This is a genomic window from Gammaproteobacteria bacterium (assembly GCA_029880545.1).
Taxonomy (GTDB): domain Bacteria; phylum Pseudomonadota; class Gammaproteobacteria; order Acidiferrobacterales; family SZUA-150; genus JAOUOD01.
The window spans coordinates 198,051-219,572 of the sequence record JAOUOD010000002.1 but is presented as its reverse complement, the minus strand read 5'-3'; the positions used below and the strand labels follow the sequence as shown (position 1 = coordinate 219,572).

Genomic DNA, 21,522 nt, shown 5'->3' with positions numbered 1-21,522 from the left:
TATGGAAACTGCCGCGATGAACCAGAATCATCCCGCGTATCGCAAGGTGCTTGTGGTTATTGTGGCAATTGTTGCGCTGGTGATGTTGGTAATAGTTGTTGACTGGATTTTTCGTGCCGCCACTTTTCCAGTCAACGAGATTCAGCTGCAAGGTGAATTCAATCGTGTCAGCAGGGTGGATATCGAAAGAAAATTGTACAACCATGTTTTGGATAATTACCTGATGCTTAATCTGGACGCCATCCGGACGGATATCGAAAGCCTGCCGTGGGTCTTTCGTGCATCAGTAACGCGTCGTTGGCCTTCAGGTCTGCATATTGAATACAGAGAGCAACACCTGATGGCGCACTGGCAAGAGAACAAATGGCTTAACCACCAGGGAGATGTTGTCGCACTGGATCGTGACTACGTGCCTGAGCCAGCTTTCCCGAGACTGGATGGTCCCGCGGGAACCGCGAACCTGGTACATGCCGCCTATACAAGGTTCAGGGACATGCTCGCGGTTGCCGGTCTGCAAATGCAGGCTGTCAGTCTCAGTGACAGACGATCGTGGAGTATACGTTTGCAGGATGGTACCGAACTGCTACTGGGCAGAAACGAGATTGCCGAGCGCTTGCAGCGATTTATCGATGTGTACCCTGATTTGAAACAAGTACATGAAGGCCGTCTGGTGCGTGTCGATCTGCGTTATACAAACGGATTCAGTGTTGCGGGCAGCAAGGATGCGGAAACGGTTACCGGAACCGATGCCGGGAGGATGAAGGGGTAAGTTATGGCAAAACGTGATGATTCGAGACTGATAGTTGGGCTGGATATCGGTACTTCAAAGGTGCTGGTTATTGTCGGAGAAATCTCGGCCACGGGCGATATAGAAATAATCGGTGTCGGGCACCACCCGTCACGAGGTCTCAAAAAAGGCGTGGTGGTAAACATTGAGTCGACCGTTCAATCAATCCAGAGAGCAGTGGAAGAGGCGGAGTTGATGGCGGGCTGTGAAATTCATTCCGTCTACGCCGGTATCGCCGGAAGCCATATAAGCAGCTTCAATTCTCACGGAATTGTCGCGGTCAAGGATAAGGAAGTGGGTGGATCGGATGTAGATCGTGTTATCGAAGCGGCGCGGGCGCTTGCCATTCCGGCTGACCAGAAAATCCTTCATGTTATTCCGCAAGAGTTCATTATTGATCAACAGGAAGGAATTCGTGAGCCAATTGGCATGAGCGGTGTCAGGCTGGAAGCCAAGGTCCACATTGTCACCGGCGCAGTAAGCGCGGCCCAGAATATCATCAAATGCGTACGTCGTTGCGGTCTTGAATCGGATGACATCATTCTGGAACAGCTGGCATCAAGTATCTCGGTGCTCACCGAGGATGAAAAGGAGTTGGGTGTCTGCATAGTTGATATCGGTGGCGGCACAACGGATATCTGTGTCTTTACTGACGGCGCCATTCGACATACAGCAGTTATTCCTATCGCAGGCGACCAGGTAACAAATGATATCGCTGTCGCCTTGAGAACGCCCACGCATCACGCCGAAGAGATCAAGAAAAAATACGGTTGTGCGTTGACACAACTGGCTGCTGCTGACGAAACCATCGAGGTACCGAGTGTCGGTGATCGACCGCCGCGTCAATTGTCGCGTCATACGCTGGCTGAGGTGATTGAGCCTCGTATGGAGGAATTGTTCAGCCTGGTGTTGGCCGAGTTAAGACGTTCCGGGTTTGAGGATGTTATTGGTTCCGGTGTTGTGATTACCGGTGGCAGTTCAAAACTGGAAGGTATGGTGGAACTGGCAGAAGAAGTGTTCCATATGCCGGTGCGCCTCGGCATGCCCCAGTTTGTCGGTGGTCTGGCCAACGTTGTGCAGAACCCGATTTATGCAACTGGTGTCGGGTTGGTGATGTTCGGAGCAAAGCACCAGGGCGGAGAAAAGTATTTTGACCATTCCGGGCAGTCGACACCAGGGACCAAGGCGGTATGGGCAAGAATGAAAAGCTGGTTTCAGGGGAATTTCTGAAGCGGCTTGTGAACTGATTTACCAGGATATTCCACACAGGAGGGCAACAAGATGTTTGAACTAATGGATACATATGATCAGCAGGCTGTGATCAAGGTTGTTGGTGTCGGTGGTGGTGGCGGTAACGCCGTCAACCATATGGTTGGTGCCAATATAGAAGGTGTTGAGTTTATTAATGCCAACACAGATGCCCAGGCGCTGAACAGCTCGCCGGTGGCAACCGTACTGCAGCTCGGTGCCAATCTGACCAAGGGTCTGGGTTGCGGAGCAGACCCGTCCATTGGCCGCCAGGCAGCGGTCGAGGATAGAGAACGAATCGCGGAAGCGCTTGATGGAGCTGACATGGTGTTTATCACCGCCGGAATGGGTGGCGGTACCGGAACCGGTGCCGCGCCGGTTGTCGCGCAGGTGGCACGTGACCTCGGAATTTTGACCGTGGCTGTTGTCACCAAGCCATTTCCTTTCGAAGGCCGCAAGCGCATGGAAGTGGCTGACCAGGGCGTAAAAGCGTTAAGCGAATACGTGGATTCGGTAATCACCATTCCCAACGAAAAGTTGTTGACCATTCTGGGCAAGCAGGCCAGCCTTCTGGACGCATTCAGCAAGGCCAACGAAGTATTGCAGGGCGCAGTACAGGGAATTGCCGAGCTGATTACCCGCCCCGGCCTGATCAATGTGGATTTCGCTGACGTGCGTACCGTGATGTCGGAAATGGGCATGGCAATGATGGGCTCTTCGGTGGCTTCCGGCGAAGATCGCGCCAACATTGCCGTAACTGAGGCTATCTCCAGCCCGTTGCTGGAAAATGTCGATATTCGTGGCGCCCGTGGAATCCTGGTCAACGTCACCGCAGGCCCTGACATGATGATTAGTGAATACGAAGAAGTGGGTAACAAGGTCAAGGAACTGGCTTCGGAAGATGCTACCGTCGTAATTGGAACTGCGATTGACCCGGAAATGGGTGAAAGCCTGCGGGTTACGATTGTTGCGACGGGCCTTGGTTTGCCCGCCAAGAATCAACAGCCGTACAAGGTTGTAAAAACAGGTACCGGTCCTGTGGCATACGAGGAGCTTGATACGCCAACAGTGATTCGCCATCGTCGGACTGGCGCCAATGCCGAAGACACCGGCAGTATGGACTACCTCGATATCCCGGCGTTCTTGCGTAAACAGGCAGATTAAGATGAAGGAGAAATGAATTACCACTGGTCAGCCCGGTGCTCCCGTCCACCAAGCGTCAGCGGGATTCGGCTGGACAGAAGGGGAAAACTGTCTTTAAATACAAGTAGTTTGTTAACAAAGCTCCATCCGTGCTCATGAGTATCCATGTCACATACGGATATGCGGATTGGGCAGAAGGGCGAGGCGATCAAACCTGTGTGGAAGCAAATTCGGTTGCCTCTCCCCGACTACTATTTGTAGTGGTGAATCTTAAGGAAGAATACCAAATATGGTAGTTCAGCATACGCTGGGGAATTCAATTAGTGCCACGGGAATCGGGCTGCACACCGGTCAGCGTGTTGGTATTACGCTGCGACCGGCCCCAGAAGGGTTCGGAATCCAGTTCTCCAGGGTGGATCTGAACCCGGTGGTTCAAATTTCGGCACGCCCTGAAAATGTCGGTGATACCAGGCTGTCTACTGTGCTGGAGAAAGATGGTGTCCAGATATCCACCGTTGAGCACCTGATGGCTGCTTTGGCGGGGTTGGGCATAGATAATGTGCGAGTGGATGTGGATGGCCCCGAAGTACCGATTATGGATGGCAGTGCCAGCCCGTTTGTGTTCCTGATCGAGTCCGCTGGCATAGTTGCCCAGAATTTCCCGAGGGAATTTATCCGGATACTGAAGCCTGTCGAGGTTCGTGACGGTGACAAATGGGCCCGACTTGAGCCTGCAGATACCTTTAATATAGAGTTCTCAATCGATTTTCAGCACCCGGTGCTTCGCCAGTCCGGGCAAACAGTGACATTTAATTTTGGTACAAATTCATTTATTCGCGATGTGAGCCGAGCCCGCACATTCGGTTTTGTGCGTGATGTCGAGGCGCTGCGTGCCCAGGGCCTGATCTTGGGCGGTGGACTGGAAAACGCGATAGTGCTTGACGATAAGGGTATTCTAAACGAAGATAAGCTTCGATATTTCAATGAATTTGTAAAACATAAGGTGCTGGATGCCTTTGGCGACCTGTATTTGCTGGGTCGCCCCATAATCGGGGCATTTCGCGCCCATAAATCCGGGCATTCCCTGAATAACAGGCTGATTCGAACGTTGCTTGAGACAAGCAATTGGGAGCGCATTACTCGAATCGAGAATTCGGTGGAATCAGACCCGATAAGCGCGAGTGCCGGCGCTCTATAAAAATTGAGCCCGGGAGGCGGACGGAGAGAGGTTGAAGTTGTTATGAATATATTATTGGTATCCAGTCGAGCGGGGAAAGCCCGCCATATCACCTTAAATCACCGTCATGTCAGTGTATTGATCCTTGTTGGCATCATCTATTTACCTCTTTTTTTCGGGTTTATTGGTATTGAAATCAACAAGATGGTTCAGCGCCATTATGGTCTCGATGGCGAGGTTCTGGCGGCTCAAAAATATGAGGTTCTCCGGCTTCGTAGCGAGCTACGTAAAACCCGGGTACGCGCCGAAAGTCATTTGAATGCCTTGGCCCAAAGAATGGGACGTATGCAGGCGCGATTGTTGCGCCTGGACGCGTTGGGTGGCCGGCTCACCCGTATGGCCAACCTCGATAGCCGGGAATTCGATTTCGACAGTGATCCGGCTGTGGGTGGCCCCTCCAAGCCAAATGCGGAAGGTGAGCATTTCGACATCATTTCTACATTGGACCAGCTGGCCGAAGCGGTAGAAGCCAAGACTCATCATTTGGCAGCGCTGGAATCATTAATGATGGATCGACAGTTGACTGAGGCGGTAACGCCATCTGGTTGGCCGGTAGGCGGTGGCTGGGTAAGCTCCCGGTTTGGTATGCGCGCCGATCCATTTAGTGGCCGAAGCGCATTTCACAAGGGCGTGGATATCGCCAGCCCAATGGGTTCAAAAATCAAGGCCATGGGCGATGGTGTTGTCAGTCACGCCGGTGAAAAAACAGGTTATGGCCTGATGGTTGAAGTAACCCATGGTAAAGGGTACGTTACACGTTATGCGCATGCATCCGCAGTATTGGTCAAGGTGGGTGACAGGGTGAGCAAGGGCGATCCCGTGGCAGAGGTAGGTACCTCTGGACGTTCAACCGGCCCACATTTGCATTTCGAAGTGGTTCGGAATGGCAAGGCGGCCGACCCACTGCATTACCTGCATAGTCCGCGACGCGGATCCTGATTGAACTGAGAGCAGAAGAATGCGAGGCCACCCATGCAGCTGCAGGGTGGCTTTTTTATTTGCTGAAGGAGTAACCAGCTGATTGGCCGGTCGGTTTGCTTCAATCCGCCGGATTTTTGCTCCATAATCCGGAACTTTATAGGTGGTAGACCCGAATTTCGGGACAGGAATTTGCTGCAATGATTGGAAAAATATTAACCAAAATAATAGGAAGCCGGAACGCACGCCTGGTCAAGCGCATGCGCCAGGCGGTTAACCGTATCAATGATCTTGAGGACGGTATCAAGTCCCTGACTGATGAACAACTGCAGGCCAAGACTGAGGAATTCAGGAGCCGTGTCCAGGACGGAACATCCCTCGATGACCTGCTACCGGAAGCTTTTGCGGTTGTTCGCGAAGCGTCATGGCGGGTGCTGGGAATGCGTCATTTTGACGTGCAGCTGATTGGCGGCATGGTGTTGCACCAGGGAAAAATTTCCGAAATGCGCACTGGTGAAGGCAAGACCCTAATGGCCACCTTGCCTGTGTACCTCAATGCCCTGAGTGGTAAAGGCGTTCATATTGTCACGGTTAATGATTATCTTGCGCGTCGCGATTCTGAATGGATGGGGAGAATCTACCGATTCCTGGGAATGTCCGTTGGCGTGATCGCATCCGGGCAGGCGCCGGATGAAAAGCGTGCCGCATATGCTGCGGACATTACCTATGGCACCAATAATGAATATGGTTTCGATTATCTGCGCGACAACATGGGTATTCATGCCAGTGATAGATATCAGCGCGGGCTCAATTTTGCGGTTGTAGACGAAGTCGACTCTATCCTTATTGATGAGGCGCGTACGCCGCTGATCATAACCGGACCGGCCGAGGAAAGTGCCGACCTTTACAAGCGTATCAATACCATCATCCCCGGGTTGAAGCGCCAGGAAGGAGACGAACTGGTCGATGGATTTACACCGGGAGATTTCACGGTAGACGAAAAGTCCAAGCAGGCATACCTGACCGAAACCGGTCACGAGCGAGTGGAGCAATTGCTGTCCGAAGCAGGAATCCTGGAAGAGAACGGCGATCTGTACGATGCGACAAATATAGGACTGTTGCATCATGTCAACGCCGCGTTGCGCGCCCACGCCATATTTCAGCGTGAAGTGGATTATATCTTGAAGGATGGCGAAATAGTCATTATTGATGAGTTTACCGGGCGCATGATGCAAGGGCGCAGGTGGTCTGACGGGCTGCACCAGGCAATTGAGGCCAAAGAAGGGGTCGCGATACAGAGCGAGAACCAGACGGTAGCATCAATTACATTCCAGAACTTCTTCCGCCTGTACGACAAGTTATCTGGTATGACAGGTACTGCCGATACCGAGGCATTTGAATTCCAGTCAATTTATGGTCTCGAGGTCGTGGTTATACCGACTCATCGGGATATGATTCGCAATGATATGGGTGACCAGATATATCGTACGAGGACGGAAAAAGATGTTGCCATCATCGCCGATATTCGTGATTGCCATGATCGCAAGCAGCCGGTCCTGGTCGGAACAATATCCATTGAGAGCTCGGAACACCTTTCCCGGCTTCTGAAAAATGAAAAGATACCGCACGAAGTACTGAATGCCAAACAGCATGACCGGGAAGCGGAAATCGTTGCCCAGGCAGGGCGACCCGGCGCCGTAACAATCGCCACAAATATGGCGGGCAGAGGAACGGACATTGTGCTCGGTGGCAATATCGATGCCGCCCTGGAAGCGACGAATGACGACGTTGTTAAAAAGGAAAAATTGAAGAGCGACTGGCAGGCACAACATAACCTGGTCGTTGAAGCCGGCGGACTGCATGTGATCGGAACCGAGCGTCATGAATCGCGGCGCATTGATAACCAGTTGCGCGGTCGTTCCGGTCGCCAGGGAGACCCGGGGTCTTCCAGGTTCTACCTGTCACTTGAAGATGGTCTTATGCGCATTTTCGGTTCCGAGCGGGTATCCAACCTGATGTTGAAACTCGGAATGCAGGAGGGTGAATCCATAGAGCATCCACTGGTGACCCGGGCCATAGAAAATGCCCAGCGCAAGGTCGAGGGGCATAACTTTGATATACGCAAGCAATTGCTCGAGTACGACAATGTTGCCAACGACCAACGCCATGTAATCTATGATCAGCGCAACCAGCTTATGGATCGAAGCGATATCTCGGACGATATTCGCAACATGTTCCACGAAGTTTTGAGTAACATCATTGACCAGGACATGCCGCCGGGCAGCGTTGAAGAACAATGGGATACCGCCGCGCTTGAGCAAAACCTGGCTGCTGAACTCGATTTGACGATTCCGGTACGAAAATGGCTGGATGAAGACAAGGAGATGACCGAAGACGCCCTGCGAACCAGGATACAGCAGGAACTGGATGACCGGTATCGTGCGAAGTGCAGCGAGTACGGCGATGATGTAATGCGGGAAGCAGAAAAATTCATCATGCTGAATGTTCTTGACCGGGAATGGAAAGAGCATCTGGCAGCCATGGATTATCTGCGCCAAGGCATCCACCTTCGTGGCTACGCGCAGAAAAACCCGAAGGATGAGTACAAGCGCGAAGCTTTCCAGTTGTTTGGTGATATGCTTGATCGCATAAAACACGAAGTTGTCAGGGTTCTGGTTCGCTTGCGGATCCAGTCGGAGGAAGAGATTAACCGGCTGGCGGCCGTGGCGCCGGACCAGTCCACGATGGAATTCCGGCACGCCGAGCTGGATTCTGCGGTCGCCGACGAGCCGGGTGACGGGATCCGCACAATGGTTCGCAATGCGCCAAAAGTGGGTCGAAATGACCCGTGTCCTTGCGGATCAGGGAAGAAGTACAAACGTTGTCATGGGCAACTTAGCTGATTGGGCTTGTCTTTTTTTTAGGCCATGATAAAAAGGGAGCACAAGCTCCCTTTTTGCTGGAAGAGGTAACAAATGGCAGTAGGACTGGAACCGGTTACGGATCTCGCTGTAATACCGGGAATTCGTTTGTCAGTAGCTTCGGCAGGTATTAAATCCAGCGGCAAGACTGACCTGGTATTGATCACTTGTGACCAAGGAAGCCAGGTGGCAGCCGTGTTTACCAAAAACCGGTTTTGCGCAGCGCCAGTCAGCATTTGCCGGGAGCACCTTGCGTCCGGCCGTGTGCGTGCTGCCCTTGTAAATTCCGGCAATGCCAATGCCGGGACAGGGGTCGACGGTATCGAAAACGCACGTGCCTGTTGTGAGTCCCTGGCTCGGGTACTGGGAATAGAGTCCGATGAGGTGCTGCCATTTTCTACGGGTGTTATTGGACAGCGTTTGCCGGTGGAGAAAATTACTGGCGCGATTCCGGGTCTGGTCGAGAGCCAGAAGGATGCTGCATGGGTGGATGCAGCCCGGGGAATAATGACTACCGATACCATGCCCAAGGGAAGATCGGCTCGCATACAATTGTCGGCGGGTGAGGTCAACCTTACTGCAATCGCAAAGGGTGCAGGTATGATCCGTCCGGATATGGCGACGCTGTTAGTATTTATGGCTACGGACGCCAATATCGCTGCCAATGACCTCCAGGTTGCACTGGAACGAGCCGCTGATGTCTCGTTCAACAGGATCACCGTAGATGGAGATACCTCTACCAATGATTCCTGTCTGCTGATGGCTACGGGAAAGTCGGGTATCAATATTGAACCCGGTAGCAAGGATTATGAGTTATTTGAAAAAGAGTTAACCAGGATTGCAACGGAGTTGGCACAGGACGTCATTCGTGATGCCGAGGGTATTACCAAGTTCATTACCCTGAACGTGATAAATGGCGCTACGGAAAAAGACTGCCTTGATATCGCCTATACAATTGCGCATTCGCCGCTTGTAAAAACAGCCTTCTTTGCCAGTGACGCAAACTGGGGCAGAATTCTTGCGGCTGTAGGTCGCGCCCCTGTTGATATCGAGTTGCCCAAGATCAGGATTATGCTCGACGAGGTTACCATTGTGGAGAACGGGGGCGTTGCTGCCAGCTATACCGAGGAAGCCGGCCAACAGGTAATGAACAGGGAAGAAATTACTGTAACCGTCGATCTTGATCAGGGCAATGATTGCGTGAAGGTATGGACAACAGACCTGTCTCATGACTACGTGAAAATCAATGCCGAATACCGAAGCTGATCCGGTTTTGCGGGTTGTCGCGGGTGTTGTCCGCGATCCGCGAAATTCTCGGCGCGTTCTCCTTTCCAGACGGCACCCCGGCAGTCACCAGGGTGGAAAGTGGGAGTTTCCGGGCGGAAAGATAGAGCCCGGCGAATCGCCCTATGACTCCCTGGTGCGGGAATTGCGAGAAGAGCTTGGCATCGAGGTAACAAGGGCAATGCCGATGATGCGGATTGCTTACGCCTATCCTGACAAGCGAGTGCATCTCGATATATGGCGTGTTCTGGAATATGCGGGTATTCCTCATGGCAAGGAAAAGCAGGAAATTGACTGGGTCGAAATCACCCGAATGAAAAGGCTTGATTATCCCGAGGCCAACCTTCCTGTTGTGCATGTACTCCAGTTGGCTGAAACCTATGCGATCAGCGCAGTCGACAAGCTGGGTCAGGACGAATTTCTGCGGCGCCTGGATATCGCGTTACAGCATGGTCTCGGCTTGTTGCAGCTGCGCGAACCCGCCCTGGACGAAACGGCATATTTATCTATTGCCAGGATTGTGCTGGACAAATGCCGGAAATACGGGGCACGTGTAATTCTTAATCGAAGTTCGGAAATGGTGAAACTGCTGGATGCGGATGGCTTGCAACTCAGCAGCAAGACTTTGATGGCGGCGATGGAAAGGCCGCTTCCGGAAGATTATTATGTTTTTGCTTCTTGTCATAATGCTGCCGAGCTCACAAAGGCAGCGCAACTTGGCGTCGATGCCGCGTTGTTGTCACCGGTGCTGGATACGCCGAGCCATCCGGGGGCGCCAACACTGGGCTGGGACAGGTTTTCCGAACTGGCGAAGCAGTCAGATATCCCTGTGTTTGCACTGGGCGGCATGACACCAGACATGTTGAACACCGCTATTGAACACGGCGCATGCGGTATCGCGATGATTACCGCGTACTGGAGCCAGTTTTCCAGCTAGTCTGCAACTGACTCCGCAAGAGCCAGGTAATTTTGATGCAGCGCCTGTACTTGTCTGAAAAGTATCTCGGGACCACCATTATTCCTGATTATATCGTCTGCATGGCGTAGTCGCTTTGATCCCGCTGCCTGGGCGGCAATGATCTGTTCAACCTGTTCTCGGGCCAAACGGTTGCGCTGCATGACTCTTTCGATCTGGTTTTTTTCAGTAGTGTCGATAACCGCAATCCTGTCGACCAAATTATGAAAATCGGTTTCGACAAGCAGTGGTACGACGATAATACAGTAAGGTGAGTCGCTTGACATTGAAACCTGGCGGAGAATTTCATCGCGGATCAGCGGGTGAAGAACGGCTTCCAGCCTTTTGCGTTGGACAGGTTGCGTGAAAACAAGTCGCCGAAGATGGGCCCGATCGAGCTGCCCGCTTTTTTCAAGAATTGAGTCACCAAATTCGGAAATGATGGCGTTATATCCGGCATTACCCTGTCTGGACAGTTCATGTCCGATCTCATCCGCGTCAATAACAGGAACACCAAGCTCCCGGAAATATCCGGATACCGTCGATTTTCCGCTACCTATGCCACCGGTTAAACCAACCTTGAGCATTTGCAAATCCTAGAAACGAATTCTCATGAGCTGAAGGTACTGGTCGATCAGCGTATCGCCCCAGAGCATGGCAATAAAGCCGGCCGCACAGAGAAATGGCCCAAATGGTATCGGTGTACTGCGATGATGGTTGCGTATGAGAATATTGCCAATACCGACTGCGGCACCAACAAAGGAAGAGAGAATAATAATCAGCGGCAGCTGTTGCCAGCCCAGCCATGCGCCGAGCAGGGCAAACAGCTTGAAATCGCCATAACCCATTCCTTCCTTGCCTGTGGCAAGGCGAAACAGCTGAAAAATCAGCCACAGGCTGCCGTAGCCGATTATTGCTCCTGCCAGGGAGGATTTCACATCCACTGGTCCAATGCCGGTCAAGGCAAGCGCCAACCCTGCCCACATTACCGGAAGCGTGATGTCGTCAGGAAGAAGTTTGTGATCGAAATCTATAAGGGATAGTGCAATCAGGGACCAGGTGAGAAACAGGAATGAAACGGAATGCCAGTTTGGCCCCAGTTGGCCAATGACGATGACAGACAGAATCATTGTCATAATCTCTGTAACCGGGTATCTCGGCGAGATGGGCTTGTCGCAGTGCCGGCATTTTCCTTTTTGCAGCAGATAGCTCAAAACCGGTATGTTCTGCCAGGCATCAATCTGGTGCCCGCATTGCGGACATGATGAGCGTGGAAAAACGAGATTATATTTATCCGGCACGGCCCGATTAGTGTCAGGTTCCGGGTGATCCAGGAACTCCAGGCACTGACTACGCCATTCTCGGTCAAGCATAATCGGCAGGCGATGGACTACGACGTTGAGAAAGCTGCCGACCATTAACGAGAACAGTGCGACCAGCCCAAGTGCGGTTGTGGTATGCAATTGATAAAACTGTGCCAGTAATTCCATGGCCTTATCCGGCTCCCGGGTTCAAGCTGGTAATGGCTGCCCGTTGTTCGAGTTTATACTGCTGAAGCCATTTTGAAGATTGGCAGGTACATGGCAATAACAAGCCCACCGATTACGACGCCAAGGAATGCCATAATGATAGGCTCAAGCAGGCTCGACAATCCTTCGACAGCATCATCCACCTCTTGTTCGTAAAACGAGGCAACCTTGCCCAGCATGGTATCCAGTTCACCGGATTCTTCGCCGATGGCGACCATTTGGCAGACCATGTTGGGGAACAGGCCGGTTGTGGTCATGGCGTTGACCAACTGGGTGCCACCGCTGACATCCACCTTGATGGCCATGGTACCGTCATAGTATACCCGGTTGCCCGCCGCGCCGGCGACGGAATCCAGCGCTTCGACCAGGGGAACGCCGGCGGCAAACATGGTAGCCAGCGTGCGACAAAACCGGGCGATGGTAGCCTTGCGTACAATATCACCGACTACCGGGGCGCGGAGAATACCGCGGTCAAAGCTGTACTGCATCTTTGCTGACCGCTTGTAGGCATTGGCCATCAAAACAACGCCACCGATAATGCCGCCAAACATTGCATACCACCAGACCTGGAAGAATTCCGAGAGTTCAATCACGAATTTTGTCAGTGCCGGCAGGTCGGCGCCGAATCCCTTGAACAGGGATTCGAATTGCGGAATAACGTAGACCAGAAGAATAGTTGTGATTACAAACGCAACCACAACTACCGCGGTCGGATAAAATAGAGCCGACTTGATCTTGCTCTTGATGCCTTCGATTTTTTCCTGGTAAGTGGCCAGCTCATCAAGGATGGAGTCAAGAATACCGGCAGCTTCACCGGCCTGCACCAGGTTGCAGTACAGGGCGTTAAACTGAAGTGGGTGCTTGGACAGCGCCTGGGTCAGGTTGGTACCGCTTTCAACATCCTGCTTGATGCTGGTGATGAGCTCGCGCATGCCAGGATTTTCATGGCCCTTGCCGACAATATCAAATGCCTGGGCAATGGGTATGCCCGCCGCAATCATGGTTGCGAGCTGACGTGTAAATATGCTGACGTCCTTTGGCGTGATTTTTTTCTTGCCGCCACCAAAAAGTGCCTTCGGTTTTTTGCGAACCTTGGTCGGGTTGACACCTTGTCGACGAAGCATGGCATTGACGATGGCAATACTGGCGCCATCCATTTCACCCTTGATCTTTTTGCCCTTGCGATCGGTGCCTTCCCAGACAAACGTTTCGTTTTTTGGTTTTGCTGCTGCCTTTGCCATGGCTTTTGGTGTCCTGCCTCTATCTAGCGTTCAAGGAAATAGAGAAATTGTTATCGATTCGCCGCGCGATTGTGACTACTGGTTGGTTACGCGCTCTACTTCTTCAAGGCTGGTGATGCCTTTGAGTATCTTGACCAGTCCTGACCGGCGCAGGGGTGTGACGCCGTCCTTGATCATCTGTTTTTCAACGTCGAGCTCGTTGCCGCCGCGCATAATAATTTCGCCGATAGCCTCACTGAGTGGCATTACTTCATAGATACCGACTCGGCCTTTGTAGCCACTGCCGCCGCAAGTATCGCAACCGCCGGGACCGAAGATGGTTGGTTTCTTGGCAAGGTCTTCTTCGGTGAAGCCTGCCTTGAGCAGGGCTTCCTTGGGCAGATCAACTGGTTTTTTGCAAGACTCGCAAAGTCGTCGGCCCAGGCGTTGTGCCACAATCAGGTTTATAGCAGATGCAATATTGAATGGCGGTACGCCCATGTTGACCAGGCGGCTCAGGGTTGCCGGTGCGCTGTTTGTATGCAGTGTCGAGAGCACCATGTGGCCGGTTTGGGCAGCCTTGATGGCAATGGACGCGGTCTCAAGGTCTCGAATTTCACCAACCAGAATGATATCCGGATCCTGGCGAAGGAACGAACGTAACGCGGCACCGAAATCCAGCCCGGCTTTCTCGTTGATGTTGACCTGGTTGATACCGGCAAGGTTAATTTCCACCGGATCTTCTGCAGTTGAAATGTTTCTGTCCGGTGTATTCAGAATATTGACCGCGGTATAGAGTGACACCGTTTTACCGGAGCCCGTTGGACCTGTTACCAGAACCATGCCATAGGGGCGATGAACTGCATCGAGGAAGGCTTCTTTCTGGTCCGTCTCGAAACCGAGCTTGTCTACACCGAGGGTGGCGGATGTTGGATCCAGGATACGCAGCACGATCTTTTCGCCAAACAGGGTCGGCAGTGTACTGACACGAAAATCTATGGCGCGGTTTTTGGACAGGCGCATTTTCATTCGACCGTCTTGCGGAACACGGCGTTCGGCAATATCGAGGCGCGAAAGTATCTTGAAACGTGCGGCGATTCGGGCTGCCAGTGCCAGCGGGGGTGATGCAACTTCCTGCAATACACCATCTTGCCGATACCTGACGCGGTAGGATTTTTCGTACGGCTCGATATGTATATCCGATGCGCCACGGTTAATGGCGTCGATTAATACCTTGTTTACGAATTTGACGATAGGCGTTTCATTGGCGCCGTCATTGGAGGTCTCGTTGCCCGTGGCATCATCGCCTTCGTCAGCAAAATCCAGATTTTCCAGCCCGTCATCGTCGCCCAGGTCGGACAAGGTGGTGTCCGTTGCATCCTGAACTTTCTGGATCATTGCTGACAGTTTGTCATCTTCAACCAGAATTGGTTCAGTGCCGAGACCTGTATTGAATTTTATTTCATCCAGGGCTTGTACATTGGTGGGGTCAGAAACAGCCACGAACAGGCGGGAGCCGCGCTTGAACAGCGGCAGGGCGCGATGGCGTTCAATAATTTTTTCATTTACCAGCGAGGTTGGAATGGTTTCATGGTCGAATGCAGTAATCTGCATTAACGGTACGCCGAATTCCTGGGAAGCGGCTCGAGCCAATGTGGCCGCATCAAGTTTCTTGTTGTCGACAAGCCAGCTGACAAACGGGGTTTTTTTCTTCTGAGCTTCGGCCAGGAAGCGTTCAGCGTCAGCAGTGCTTAGCAGGTTATCGCGAACAAGGCGCAGCGCCAGACCGCTGAGATTGGATGTCGTATTAGGGGTGGCCATCTGGTTTGCTGTCGATTAATTCCGGCTTTTGGTTCAGTTTTTTGTTGCGATACCTATTACTTAGGACATAGTAGTAGAGATTTCCGGGCAAGCCAACTATTTATCCCGATTTCGGCCAATTTCCAAGACAGGCGGAGAAAAAAATCGAGCTTGCCAATCAATCGCTTGTTTTCCAACCCGGAAGTAATTTCTGAGCATGGGGCGTTGCCCAGGAATGCGGGTACCGGGCTGGATGTGACGCTGGGCGATGTGGCTTGGGAAAATGTCCGGTTTGGGGCACACTAGCGGCTTCCGCTTCACGCCGTTCCAGTCCAGAGAGCCTGTTTGACAGTTTTGGGCCTTTTTGTTTAGAATCATTCTAATTCGTTTCGCGTTGCGAAATTGATACTAACCACATAAATGAAATGGAGATAAGAGTATGGATCTCAAAGGTAGCAAGACCGAACAGAACCTGAAAGATGCGTTCGCCGGTGAATCCCAGGCCAACCGTCGTTACCTGTATTTTGCGGCCAAGGCTGATGTTGAAGGTTACAACGACGTAGCCGCAGTTTTCCGTTCTACCGCAGAAGGCGAAACCGGCCACGCACATGGCCACCTGGAATACCTGGAAGCTGTCGGTGACCCGGCAACCGGCCTGCCAATTGGTGCAACTGCTGACAACCTGAAAGCATCCATCGCCGGTGAAACCCATGAGTACACGGATATGTATCCGGGCATGGCCAAGTCTGCTCGTGATGAAGGCTTTGATGAAATCGCTGACTGGTTTGAGACCCTGGCCAAGGCAGAGCGTTCCCACGCCAACCGTTTCCAGAAAGCCCTGGACAATCTCGACGGTTAATCGGGCCGCTGTGCCAAGAGAGACATACGGGGCCTTTACCGGCCCCGTTTTATCTTGTTCAAACAACTCTTGCTGAATTTATCGGGGTAATACGCTATGGCTGGTCCTGCTGGAACGAGAGAGGGTAGTCTCGACGCACCAACCCGTCATCCGCTGGATTGGAAAAATCCGGCTTTTTATGATGAAAATGATTTGATGCTCGAACTGGAGCGTGTCTATGACATCTGTCACGGTTGCCGTCGCTGTGTCAGTTTGTGCAACGCGTTTCCGACGCTTTTCGACCTGGTGGACGAATCCGATACCATGGAGGTGGACGGTGTTGCCCACAAGGATTACTGGAACGTGGTGGATCACTGCTATTTGTGCGACCTGTGTTACATGACCAAGTGCCCCTATGTACCACCTCACGAATGGAAAGTGGATTTTCCGCACCTGATGCTGCGAGCAAAGGCCGTACGTTATAAAAAAGAGGGCGCCAGTCTTCGCGACAAGATTCTGTCCAGCACCGACGCTGTCGGTAGCCTGGCGGGTATTCCTGTTGTATCAGGCATCGTCAATACTGCAAACAAAAATGGCGTCACGCGCAAACTGCTGGAAAGCGTTCTGGGTGTGTCTTCAAAAGCATCCTTGCCTGAGTATCACAACAATACGCTGCAAAAACGCATGCGCTCACACAAGAGTAACAATACTGCCGAAGCAGCAGGCAAGACCACCGGCAAGGTGGCGTTGTTCGCGACCTGTTATGGCAGCCGCAATGCGCCGGATATAGGCGAAGACCTGGCAGCAATCCTCGAGCACAACGGCATTCCGGTTGTGCTGGCCGAAAAGGAGCAGTGCTGTGGCATGCCCAAGCTGGAGCTGGGTGATCTCGATGCGGTAGCCAGCGCCAAGGATGCCAACATTCCGGTCCTGAAGAAGCTGGTCGATGATGGTTATGACATTATTGCGCCGGTACCGTCCTGCGTGTTGATGTTCAAGCAGGAGCTGCCGCTGATGTTTCCTGGCGATGCCGATGTGCTGGCAGTCAAGAACGCCATCTATGATCCGTTTGAGTACCTGGCGCTTCGACACAAGGATGGCAAGCTCAACACCGAATTCAGGAACAGCCTGGGCAAGGTGGCCTATCATGTTGCCTGCCACCAGCGTGTGCAGAATATCGGCATGAAAACCCGCGATATTCTCCGGCTTGTGCCGGATACGGAGATTGAGGCTATTGAACGGTGTTCCGGACATGATGGCACTTATGCCGTGAAAAAGGAGTATCACGATATTTCCATGAAGATATGCCGCCCGGTCATCAACAGGACAAAACAGTTTGAGCCGGATCATTATGGCAGCGATTGCCCTATGGCCGGCAAGCAAATTGAAAATGGCATGGACGACGGTTTTGTCTCCGAGCATCCCATCAGCTTGTTGCGCAAGGCATACGGAATCTAGAGAGGTGTGACATGAGTAACCATTTAAACAGGCAGGACCTGCTGAGTCTTGAAGAGTATTCGCAGCAGCGTCCGCAGTTCCGGGCGAGGGTGCTGGAACACAAAAAACCGCGCAAGGTTCACCTGAACGAGCATATCACGCTGTACTTTGAAGACAGGCTGACCATGCAGTACCAGGTCCAGGAAATGCTGCGCATTGAAAAAATTTTTGAGGCTGATGGTATACAGGAAGAGCTGGATGCCTATAACCCGCTGATTCCCGATGGCGGCAATTTCAAGGCTACTTTCATGATCGAATATGAAGACGTGGAAGAGCGCAAGAAAGTGCTGGCCACTCTGGTGGGTATCGAGGACCGGTTGTGGGTACAGGTGGATGGTATGGACAAGGTTTATGCTATCGCCGATGAAGACCTGGAGCGTGAGACCGAGGAAAAGACGTCATCAGTACACTTTGTTCGCTTCGAGCTGACCGCGGAGATGGCGGCAGCAGTAAAAAACGGTGCCGATATCAACATGGGCGTGGATCATGAAAACTGCACACTGGCCATTAAGCCGGTTGCAACAGCAACCCGTGACTCATTGGCCGGAGACCTGGCCTGACGCGTAATGTGTCATAGCCCGGCTTGCCTGATGTCGGCAAGTATGGCGGCCATCGTGGTCCTGTCCCGATAAGGTTGATGCCTGGCCCAGCGTTCCAGGTCAAACCCGGGAAAATCCGCCCTGATCCTGTCTGCCTGCCAGCGCGCATGCTCCATTTGCCCACTGCGCACATAGGCGGCGACCAGGTACACGTTGGGCTGGATTCGAACTGGATTAATGGCAATGGATTCCTCGTAAGCCGTGATCGCGCTGTCGTATCTTCCTGTCAGCAGGTTGGCAAGCCCTAGCACCGATGGATACTGCGACGGGTAAAACGGGTTGAGTCGCTTGGCTTTTTCCACCAGCGCAATGGCCCTGTCCGGTTCACCTCCAAAGGCATAGGTTACCGCCAGTAACATCAGGCCATCAGCATGATTGGGATCGATATCGATGGTGGCCTCGCCCATGGCAATGGCCTGGTCGTGATCACCGCTGACAAACAGGTAGACAGTTCCCAGGACCCAATGGGTTTGAGGCGATTCCTTGTCCAGTCCCAGTGCCTGCATGCCTTTAGCGAGTGCCAGCTTTGCGGTTTGTCCTGGATTGTCAGACCAGCCGAAGCGGTATTCATTTTCATAAGCCAGTGCCAGTCCACTGTAGGCGCGTGCGAAGCCGGGGTCGCTGTCGATGGCGCGTTGGAAATGTTGCCGGGCAATAACTGTGTCTGCCCGGGTTTGCTTGACTAGGTAGGACTGTCCTTTCAGGAAGCTGTCGTAGGCATCAATGCTGTGAGTGTAGCGGCGGGCGATTCGCTGCTTTTCCTTGTTGGTCAGGACAATGGACAGGGCGGCAATGATCTTTGTGCGCAACTCGTCCTGGATCGCAAACACGTCATCGCGTTTGCGATCATAGCGTTCCGCCCATAATTCAATACCGGTTTCGGTATCAACCAGTTGCGCATTGACGCGCAGGCGATCATTTGCCGCCCGGGCGCTGCCCTGCAATACATAACGGACATTCAGTTCCCGGCCTACATCGCGGGCGTCGATCTCCTTGTTCTTGTAGGTGAACGCGGATCGTCGGGAGATTACAAGCAAGCCTGACATCTTGGAGAGGTCGGTAGTCAGGTCTTCGGTAATGCCATCGGTGAAGTATTCCTGGTCCGGTCGTTGAGCAATGCTTTTGAACGGAAGCACGGCAATGGACGGAAGAGTGTTTTCATGTGGTTGCGGTTCCCTGGTCGTCATTTGTGGCGGTAGTAGCAAAATTGCGGTAATCATCACCACGGTAAGCAGGACAAGCCGAAATACACGTTTTTGCGCCAGGCTGGCATTGGCACTGACGGCCTTGCCAGTATGCTCCTGTGCCTGAAGCCGGGTATCGGCGATGAGCCGGTAACCTCTCTTGGACAGGGTTTCAATGTAACGAGGGTGTTTCGGGTCATCACCCAGGGATTTGCGCAGCTTGTTGACCGTGGTAGTGAGCGAGTCGTAGCCCACGATTACACCTGACCAGATGTCCTGCTCAAGCTGTTCGCGCGTCACAACTTGTCCCCTATTTTTTGCGAGGTAAAGCAGTACCGCCATTACCCTGGGTTCCAGCTTGATCTCCCGGTCGCCGTTACGGATACGGTTGGTTGCCGGATCGACAAACCAGTCGTCCAGGTAGAAGGACACCACTTCCTGCGGATATTCGCTGGGCATAGGCTGGATTATTGTATATTTAGTATTAAAAACAATAAGTTATATTAAGGTGATCAAATCATAAGAAAATCATCAGGTCTTCATCATAACTTTTTGTCGCCGCTTTGGTTTGATTCTCCCCGCAGTAGACATTTCGAGTTATCAAAAATCAAGGAGATGGACATGAAAAACGGTTACCAGATTTATGACGAAAACACCGCTCCCGTGGAATCCGGCAAAATGCTGGCGATGGTTAAGGGGCATTACGGGTTTATTCCCAATGCGCTTGGCGCCATGGCGGTATCACCGAGAATACTGGAGGCCTACATGAGCCTCGACAGTCTTGTACATAACACCTCGTTTTCGGAGGAAGAGCAACATGTAATACTGCTGGCAGTGACCCGGGAGGGAGAGTGTTCGTACTGCGTTGCAGCGCATTCGACGTTTGCCAAAATGGGAGGCGTTGCCGAGCAGACTGTCAGTCGTCTGCGTAACGGTGAGTCGCTGGGTGATCAAAAGCTGGAAGCATTGCACCGGTTCGCCAGCAAGCTGGTCTGCACCAATGGCCATGTGGACGATGCCGATGTGGACACCTTCCTGGCTGCCGGCTATACGCGGGAGCAAGTACTGGAAGTCATCCTGATTTATGGAAACAAGTTGTTGGCCATTTTCGCCAACCGCATTATGGGTACTGATCTTGATCAGGCGTTGATGCCGGAGCAGTGGTCGCGGGTTGCCTGATCTAAAGGACATTGAATACGCCTCCGACCGCGAGCAGGGTGCCGGCGGAGGCATGGAGAGAATCCAGGAGGAAGTTATGCAGAAGCTTTTGTATGCAAAGAGATCGGGATTGATTGCCGGCCTGTTGATCTTTATGACCGGTATTGTCGGCGCTGATGCGTCGAAGGTCATCAAGACGGACTACCCGTTAACCCGGCTTAATGACAGGCTGTATGTAATCTACGGGCCAGTAAGCGAGCCCACCATTGCCAACCAGGGATTTCGCAACAACATTATATTTGTGATCTCAAGCGAGGGTGTGGTGGTCATGGATCCTGGCACCAGTGTCTATGTCGGCGACATGGCGCTGAAGAAGATTCGCGGTATTACTGACAAACCGGTTGTCGCCGTCTTCAACTCCCATGCGCACGGTGATCACTGGCTTGGGAACCAGGCTTTCAGCCAGGCCAATCCCGGCATTGATATTTATGCTCATGCAAACATGATCAAGCAGGCAAATGAAGGAGAAGGCGATCGCTGGATCAAGTTGTTTAACGAAGCAACCGCCAATGCCGTCGCAGGTACGAAACCGGTAGTGCCCAACAAGGTCGTCAAGGATGGTGATGTGATCCGAATCGGCGACCTCAGTTTCCGTATTCACCATACCGGGCTTGCCCATAGCGAGAATGATATTATGGTGGAGATTCCGGAATTAAAGGCAATCCTGACCGGTGATATTGTTCGCAATGGCATGGTGGGAATATCCAGCAGTAGCTTCAAAGGCAACATCGCTGCCATAGACCGGGCAATGCAAACCGGTGCCACGCTGTATGTACCCGGGCACGGCAAGGCGGGTGGCCAGGAAGTGGCCAGCACTTACCGGCACTTCCTCGATACCCTGCGCAGCACGGTAACCACCGAGTACAATGCCGGCAAAAGCGATTTCGAAATGAAGCCGACTGTTGTCGGAGCACTGAAATCCTATACGGGCTGGGTACGCTTTAACGAGCATATCGGACGCCTGGTAAGTCTTGCCTATCTCGAAGTTGAAGCAGAGGCATTCCAGTAATCATGCCCCGCATCCGCAACCGACAGCGTCTGACCATTTGCCGGTACCAAAAACCCGTTCCCGCGGGTTTTTGAGCGGAATGGCATGATAAATACAGAAATTTGTGATACAAGATCAGCCAACTGGTTTTCTTTG

Annotated in this window: 18 protein-coding genes; 13 read left to right on the top strand and 5 right to left on the bottom strand. The window is 52.5% G+C overall.

Annotated elements, in window-relative coordinates:
* Position 1: 1 nt before the first annotated feature.
* The 8 genes from OEZ10_03070 to OEZ10_03035 all read left to right on the top strand — a co-directional run bounded on the left by OEZ10_03070 (position 2) and on the right by OEZ10_03035 (position 10,475).
* On the top strand, positions 2-769 hold the full coding sequence (locus OEZ10_03070) for a cell division protein FtsQ/DivIB (protein ID MDH5631954.1): 768 nt from the start codon (positions 2-4) through the stop codon (positions 767-769).
* 3 nt (positions 770-772) lie between these two features.
* Positions 773-2,017: a cell division protein FtsA gene (ftsA, locus tag OEZ10_03065; GenBank protein MDH5631953.1), complete on the top strand. Its 1,245-nt coding sequence runs from the start codon at positions 773-775 to the stop codon at positions 2,015-2,017.
* Between the two features lie 51 nt (positions 2,018-2,068).
* Entirely contained in the window at positions 2,069-3,199 is a 1,131-nt protein-coding gene (gene ftsZ, locus OEZ10_03060; protein MDH5631952.1) for a cell division protein FtsZ, read from the top strand.
* A 268-nt stretch (positions 3,200-3,467) separates the two neighbouring features.
* Positions 3,468-4,376: a UDP-3-O-acyl-N-acetylglucosamine deacetylase gene (gene lpxC / locus OEZ10_03055; GenBank protein MDH5631951.1), complete on the top strand. Its 909-nt coding sequence runs from the start codon at positions 3,468-3,470 to the stop codon at positions 4,374-4,376.
* Between the two features lie 42 nt (positions 4,377-4,418).
* Positions 4,419-5,354 (top strand): M23 family metallopeptidase, encoded by a 936-nt coding sequence (locus OEZ10_03050; protein ID MDH5631950.1) that lies wholly within the window; start codon positions 4,419-4,421, stop codon positions 5,352-5,354.
* A gap of 179 nt (positions 5,355-5,533) precedes the next feature.
* Entirely contained in the window at positions 5,534-8,236 is a 2,703-nt protein-coding gene (secA, locus tag OEZ10_03045) for a preprotein translocase subunit SecA (protein ID MDH5631949.1), read from the top strand.
* A gap of 72 nt (positions 8,237-8,308) precedes the next feature.
* The gene (gene argJ, locus OEZ10_03040) at positions 8,309-9,520 is read left to right on the top strand and encodes a bifunctional glutamate N-acetyltransferase/amino-acid acetyltransferase ArgJ (GenBank protein ID MDH5631948.1); all 1,212 of its coding nucleotides are present in this window, start codon (positions 8,309-8,311) and stop codon (positions 9,518-9,520) included.
* A complete protein-coding gene (locus tag OEZ10_03035; GenBank protein MDH5631947.1) occupies positions 9,501-10,475 on the top strand; it encodes a Nudix family hydrolase in 975 nt (324 codons plus the stop codon). The genes argJ and OEZ10_03035 overlap by 20 nt, the downstream gene beginning before the upstream one ends.
* Here the strand turns inward: OEZ10_03035 and coaE are convergent.
* The 4 genes from coaE to pilB all read right to left on the bottom strand — a co-directional run bounded on the left by coaE (position 10,472) and on the right by pilB (position 15,063).
* Entirely contained in the window at positions 10,472-11,080 is a 609-nt protein-coding gene (coaE, locus tag OEZ10_03030; GenBank protein ID MDH5631946.1) for a dephospho-CoA kinase, read from the bottom strand. The two genes, OEZ10_03035 and coaE, sit on opposite strands and share 4 nt — an antisense overlap.
* A 9-nt stretch (positions 11,081-11,089) precedes the next feature.
* Positions 11,090-11,983 carry an A24 family peptidase gene (locus tag OEZ10_03025; protein MDH5631945.1) on the bottom strand — a complete coding sequence of 298 codons (894 nt, stop codon included), beginning with the start codon at positions 11,981-11,983 and terminating at the stop codon, positions 11,090-11,092.
* Positions 11,984-12,036: 53 nt separating this feature from the next.
* Positions 12,037-13,263 carry a type II secretion system F family protein gene (locus OEZ10_03020; protein MDH5631944.1) on the bottom strand — a complete coding sequence of 409 codons (1,227 nt, stop codon included), beginning with the start codon at positions 13,261-13,263 and terminating at the stop codon, positions 12,037-12,039.
* A 75-nt stretch (positions 13,264-13,338) separates the two neighbouring features.
* Entirely contained in the window at positions 13,339-15,063 is a 1,725-nt protein-coding gene (pilB, locus tag OEZ10_03015) for a type IV-A pilus assembly ATPase PilB (protein ID MDH5631943.1), read from the bottom strand.
* Between the two features lie 418 nt (positions 15,064-15,481).
* On the opposite strand from pilB, the gene OEZ10_03010 reads away from it, so the two are divergent.
* From OEZ10_03010 to OEZ10_03000, 3 genes are all read left to right on the top strand, one after another.
* The gene (locus OEZ10_03010; protein ID MDH5631942.1) at positions 15,482-15,901 is read left to right on the top strand and encodes a rubrerythrin family protein; all 420 of its coding nucleotides are present in this window, start codon (positions 15,482-15,484) and stop codon (positions 15,899-15,901) included.
* A 96-nt stretch (positions 15,902-15,997) separates the two neighbouring features.
* Positions 15,998-17,338, top strand: a complete 1,341-nt coding sequence (locus OEZ10_03005) for a heterodisulfide reductase-related iron-sulfur binding cluster (protein MDH5631941.1) — start codon at positions 15,998-16,000, stop codon at positions 17,336-17,338.
* 11 nt (positions 17,339-17,349) lie between these two features.
* Complete coding sequence (locus OEZ10_03000; protein MDH5631940.1) at positions 17,350-17,937, top strand: DUF3501 family protein; 588 nt, start codon at positions 17,350-17,352, stop codon at positions 17,935-17,937.
* A gap of 11 nt (positions 17,938-17,948) precedes the next feature.
* Here OEZ10_03000 and OEZ10_02995 read toward each other — a convergent pair whose 3' ends face one another.
* On the bottom strand, positions 17,949-19,619 hold the full coding sequence (locus OEZ10_02995; protein MDH5631939.1) for a winged helix-turn-helix domain-containing protein: 1,671 nt from the start codon (positions 19,617-19,619) through the stop codon (positions 17,949-17,951).
* Positions 19,620-19,781: 162 nt separating this feature from the next.
* Between OEZ10_02995 and OEZ10_02990 the strand changes: the two genes are divergently transcribed.
* Positions 19,782-20,339 carry a carboxymuconolactone decarboxylase family protein gene (locus OEZ10_02990; GenBank protein MDH5631938.1) on the top strand — a complete coding sequence of 186 codons (558 nt, stop codon included), beginning with the start codon at positions 19,782-19,784 and terminating at the stop codon, positions 20,337-20,339.
* Entirely contained in the window at positions 20,332-21,387 is a 1,056-nt protein-coding gene (locus OEZ10_02985) for an MBL fold metallo-hydrolase (GenBank protein ID MDH5631937.1), read from the top strand. Before OEZ10_02990 ends, OEZ10_02985 begins: the two co-directional genes overlap by 8 nt.
* Positions 21,388-21,522 lie beyond the last annotated feature (135 nt).

Excerpts from the sequence above, each read along its gene's own strand:
- OEZ10_03070 (MDH5631954.1), top strand. The coding sequence starts at position 2 with ATGGAAACTGCCGCGATGAACCAGAATCATCCCGCGTATCGCAAGGTG.
- ftsA (MDH5631953.1), top strand. The coding sequence starts at position 773 with ATGGCAAAACGTGATGATTCGAGACTGATAGTTGGGCTGGATATCGGT.
- ftsZ (MDH5631952.1), top strand. The coding sequence starts at position 2,069 with ATGTTTGAACTAATGGATACATATGATCAGCAGGCTGTGATCAAGGTT.
- lpxC (MDH5631951.1), top strand. The coding sequence starts at position 3,468 with ATGGTAGTTCAGCATACGCTGGGGAATTCAATTAGTGCCACGGGAATC.
- OEZ10_03050 (MDH5631950.1), top strand. The coding sequence starts at position 4,419 with ATGAATATATTATTGGTATCCAGTCGAGCGGGGAAAGCCCGCCATATC.
- secA (MDH5631949.1), top strand. The coding sequence starts at position 5,534 with ATGATTGGAAAAATATTAACCAAAATAATAGGAAGCCGGAACGCACGC.
- argJ (MDH5631948.1), top strand. The coding sequence starts at position 8,309 with ATGGCAGTAGGACTGGAACCGGTTACGGATCTCGCTGTAATACCGGGA.
- OEZ10_03035 (MDH5631947.1), top strand. The coding sequence starts at position 9,501 with ATGCCGAATACCGAAGCTGATCCGGTTTTGCGGGTTGTCGCGGGTGTT.
- coaE (MDH5631946.1), bottom strand. The coding sequence starts at position 11,080 with ATGCTCAAGGTTGGTTTAACCGGTGGCATAGGTAGCGGAAAATCGACG.
- OEZ10_03025 (MDH5631945.1), bottom strand. The coding sequence starts at position 11,983 with ATGGAATTACTGGCACAGTTTTATCAATTGCATACCACAACCGCACTT.
- OEZ10_03020 (MDH5631944.1), bottom strand. The coding sequence starts at position 13,263 with ATGGCAAAGGCAGCAGCAAAACCAAAAAACGAAACGTTTGTCTGGGAA.
- pilB (MDH5631943.1), bottom strand. The coding sequence starts at position 15,063 with ATGGCCACCCCTAATACGACATCCAATCTCAGCGGTCTGGCGCTGCGC.
- OEZ10_03010 (MDH5631942.1), top strand. The coding sequence starts at position 15,482 with ATGGATCTCAAAGGTAGCAAGACCGAACAGAACCTGAAAGATGCGTTC.
- OEZ10_03005 (MDH5631941.1), top strand. The coding sequence starts at position 15,998 with ATGGCTGGTCCTGCTGGAACGAGAGAGGGTAGTCTCGACGCACCAACC.
- OEZ10_03000 (MDH5631940.1), top strand. The coding sequence starts at position 17,350 with ATGAGTAACCATTTAAACAGGCAGGACCTGCTGAGTCTTGAAGAGTAT.
- OEZ10_02995 (MDH5631939.1), bottom strand. The coding sequence starts at position 19,619 with ATGCCCAGCGAATATCCGCAGGAAGTGGTGTCCTTCTACCTGGACGAC.
- OEZ10_02990 (MDH5631938.1), top strand. The coding sequence starts at position 19,782 with ATGAAAAACGGTTACCAGATTTATGACGAAAACACCGCTCCCGTGGAA.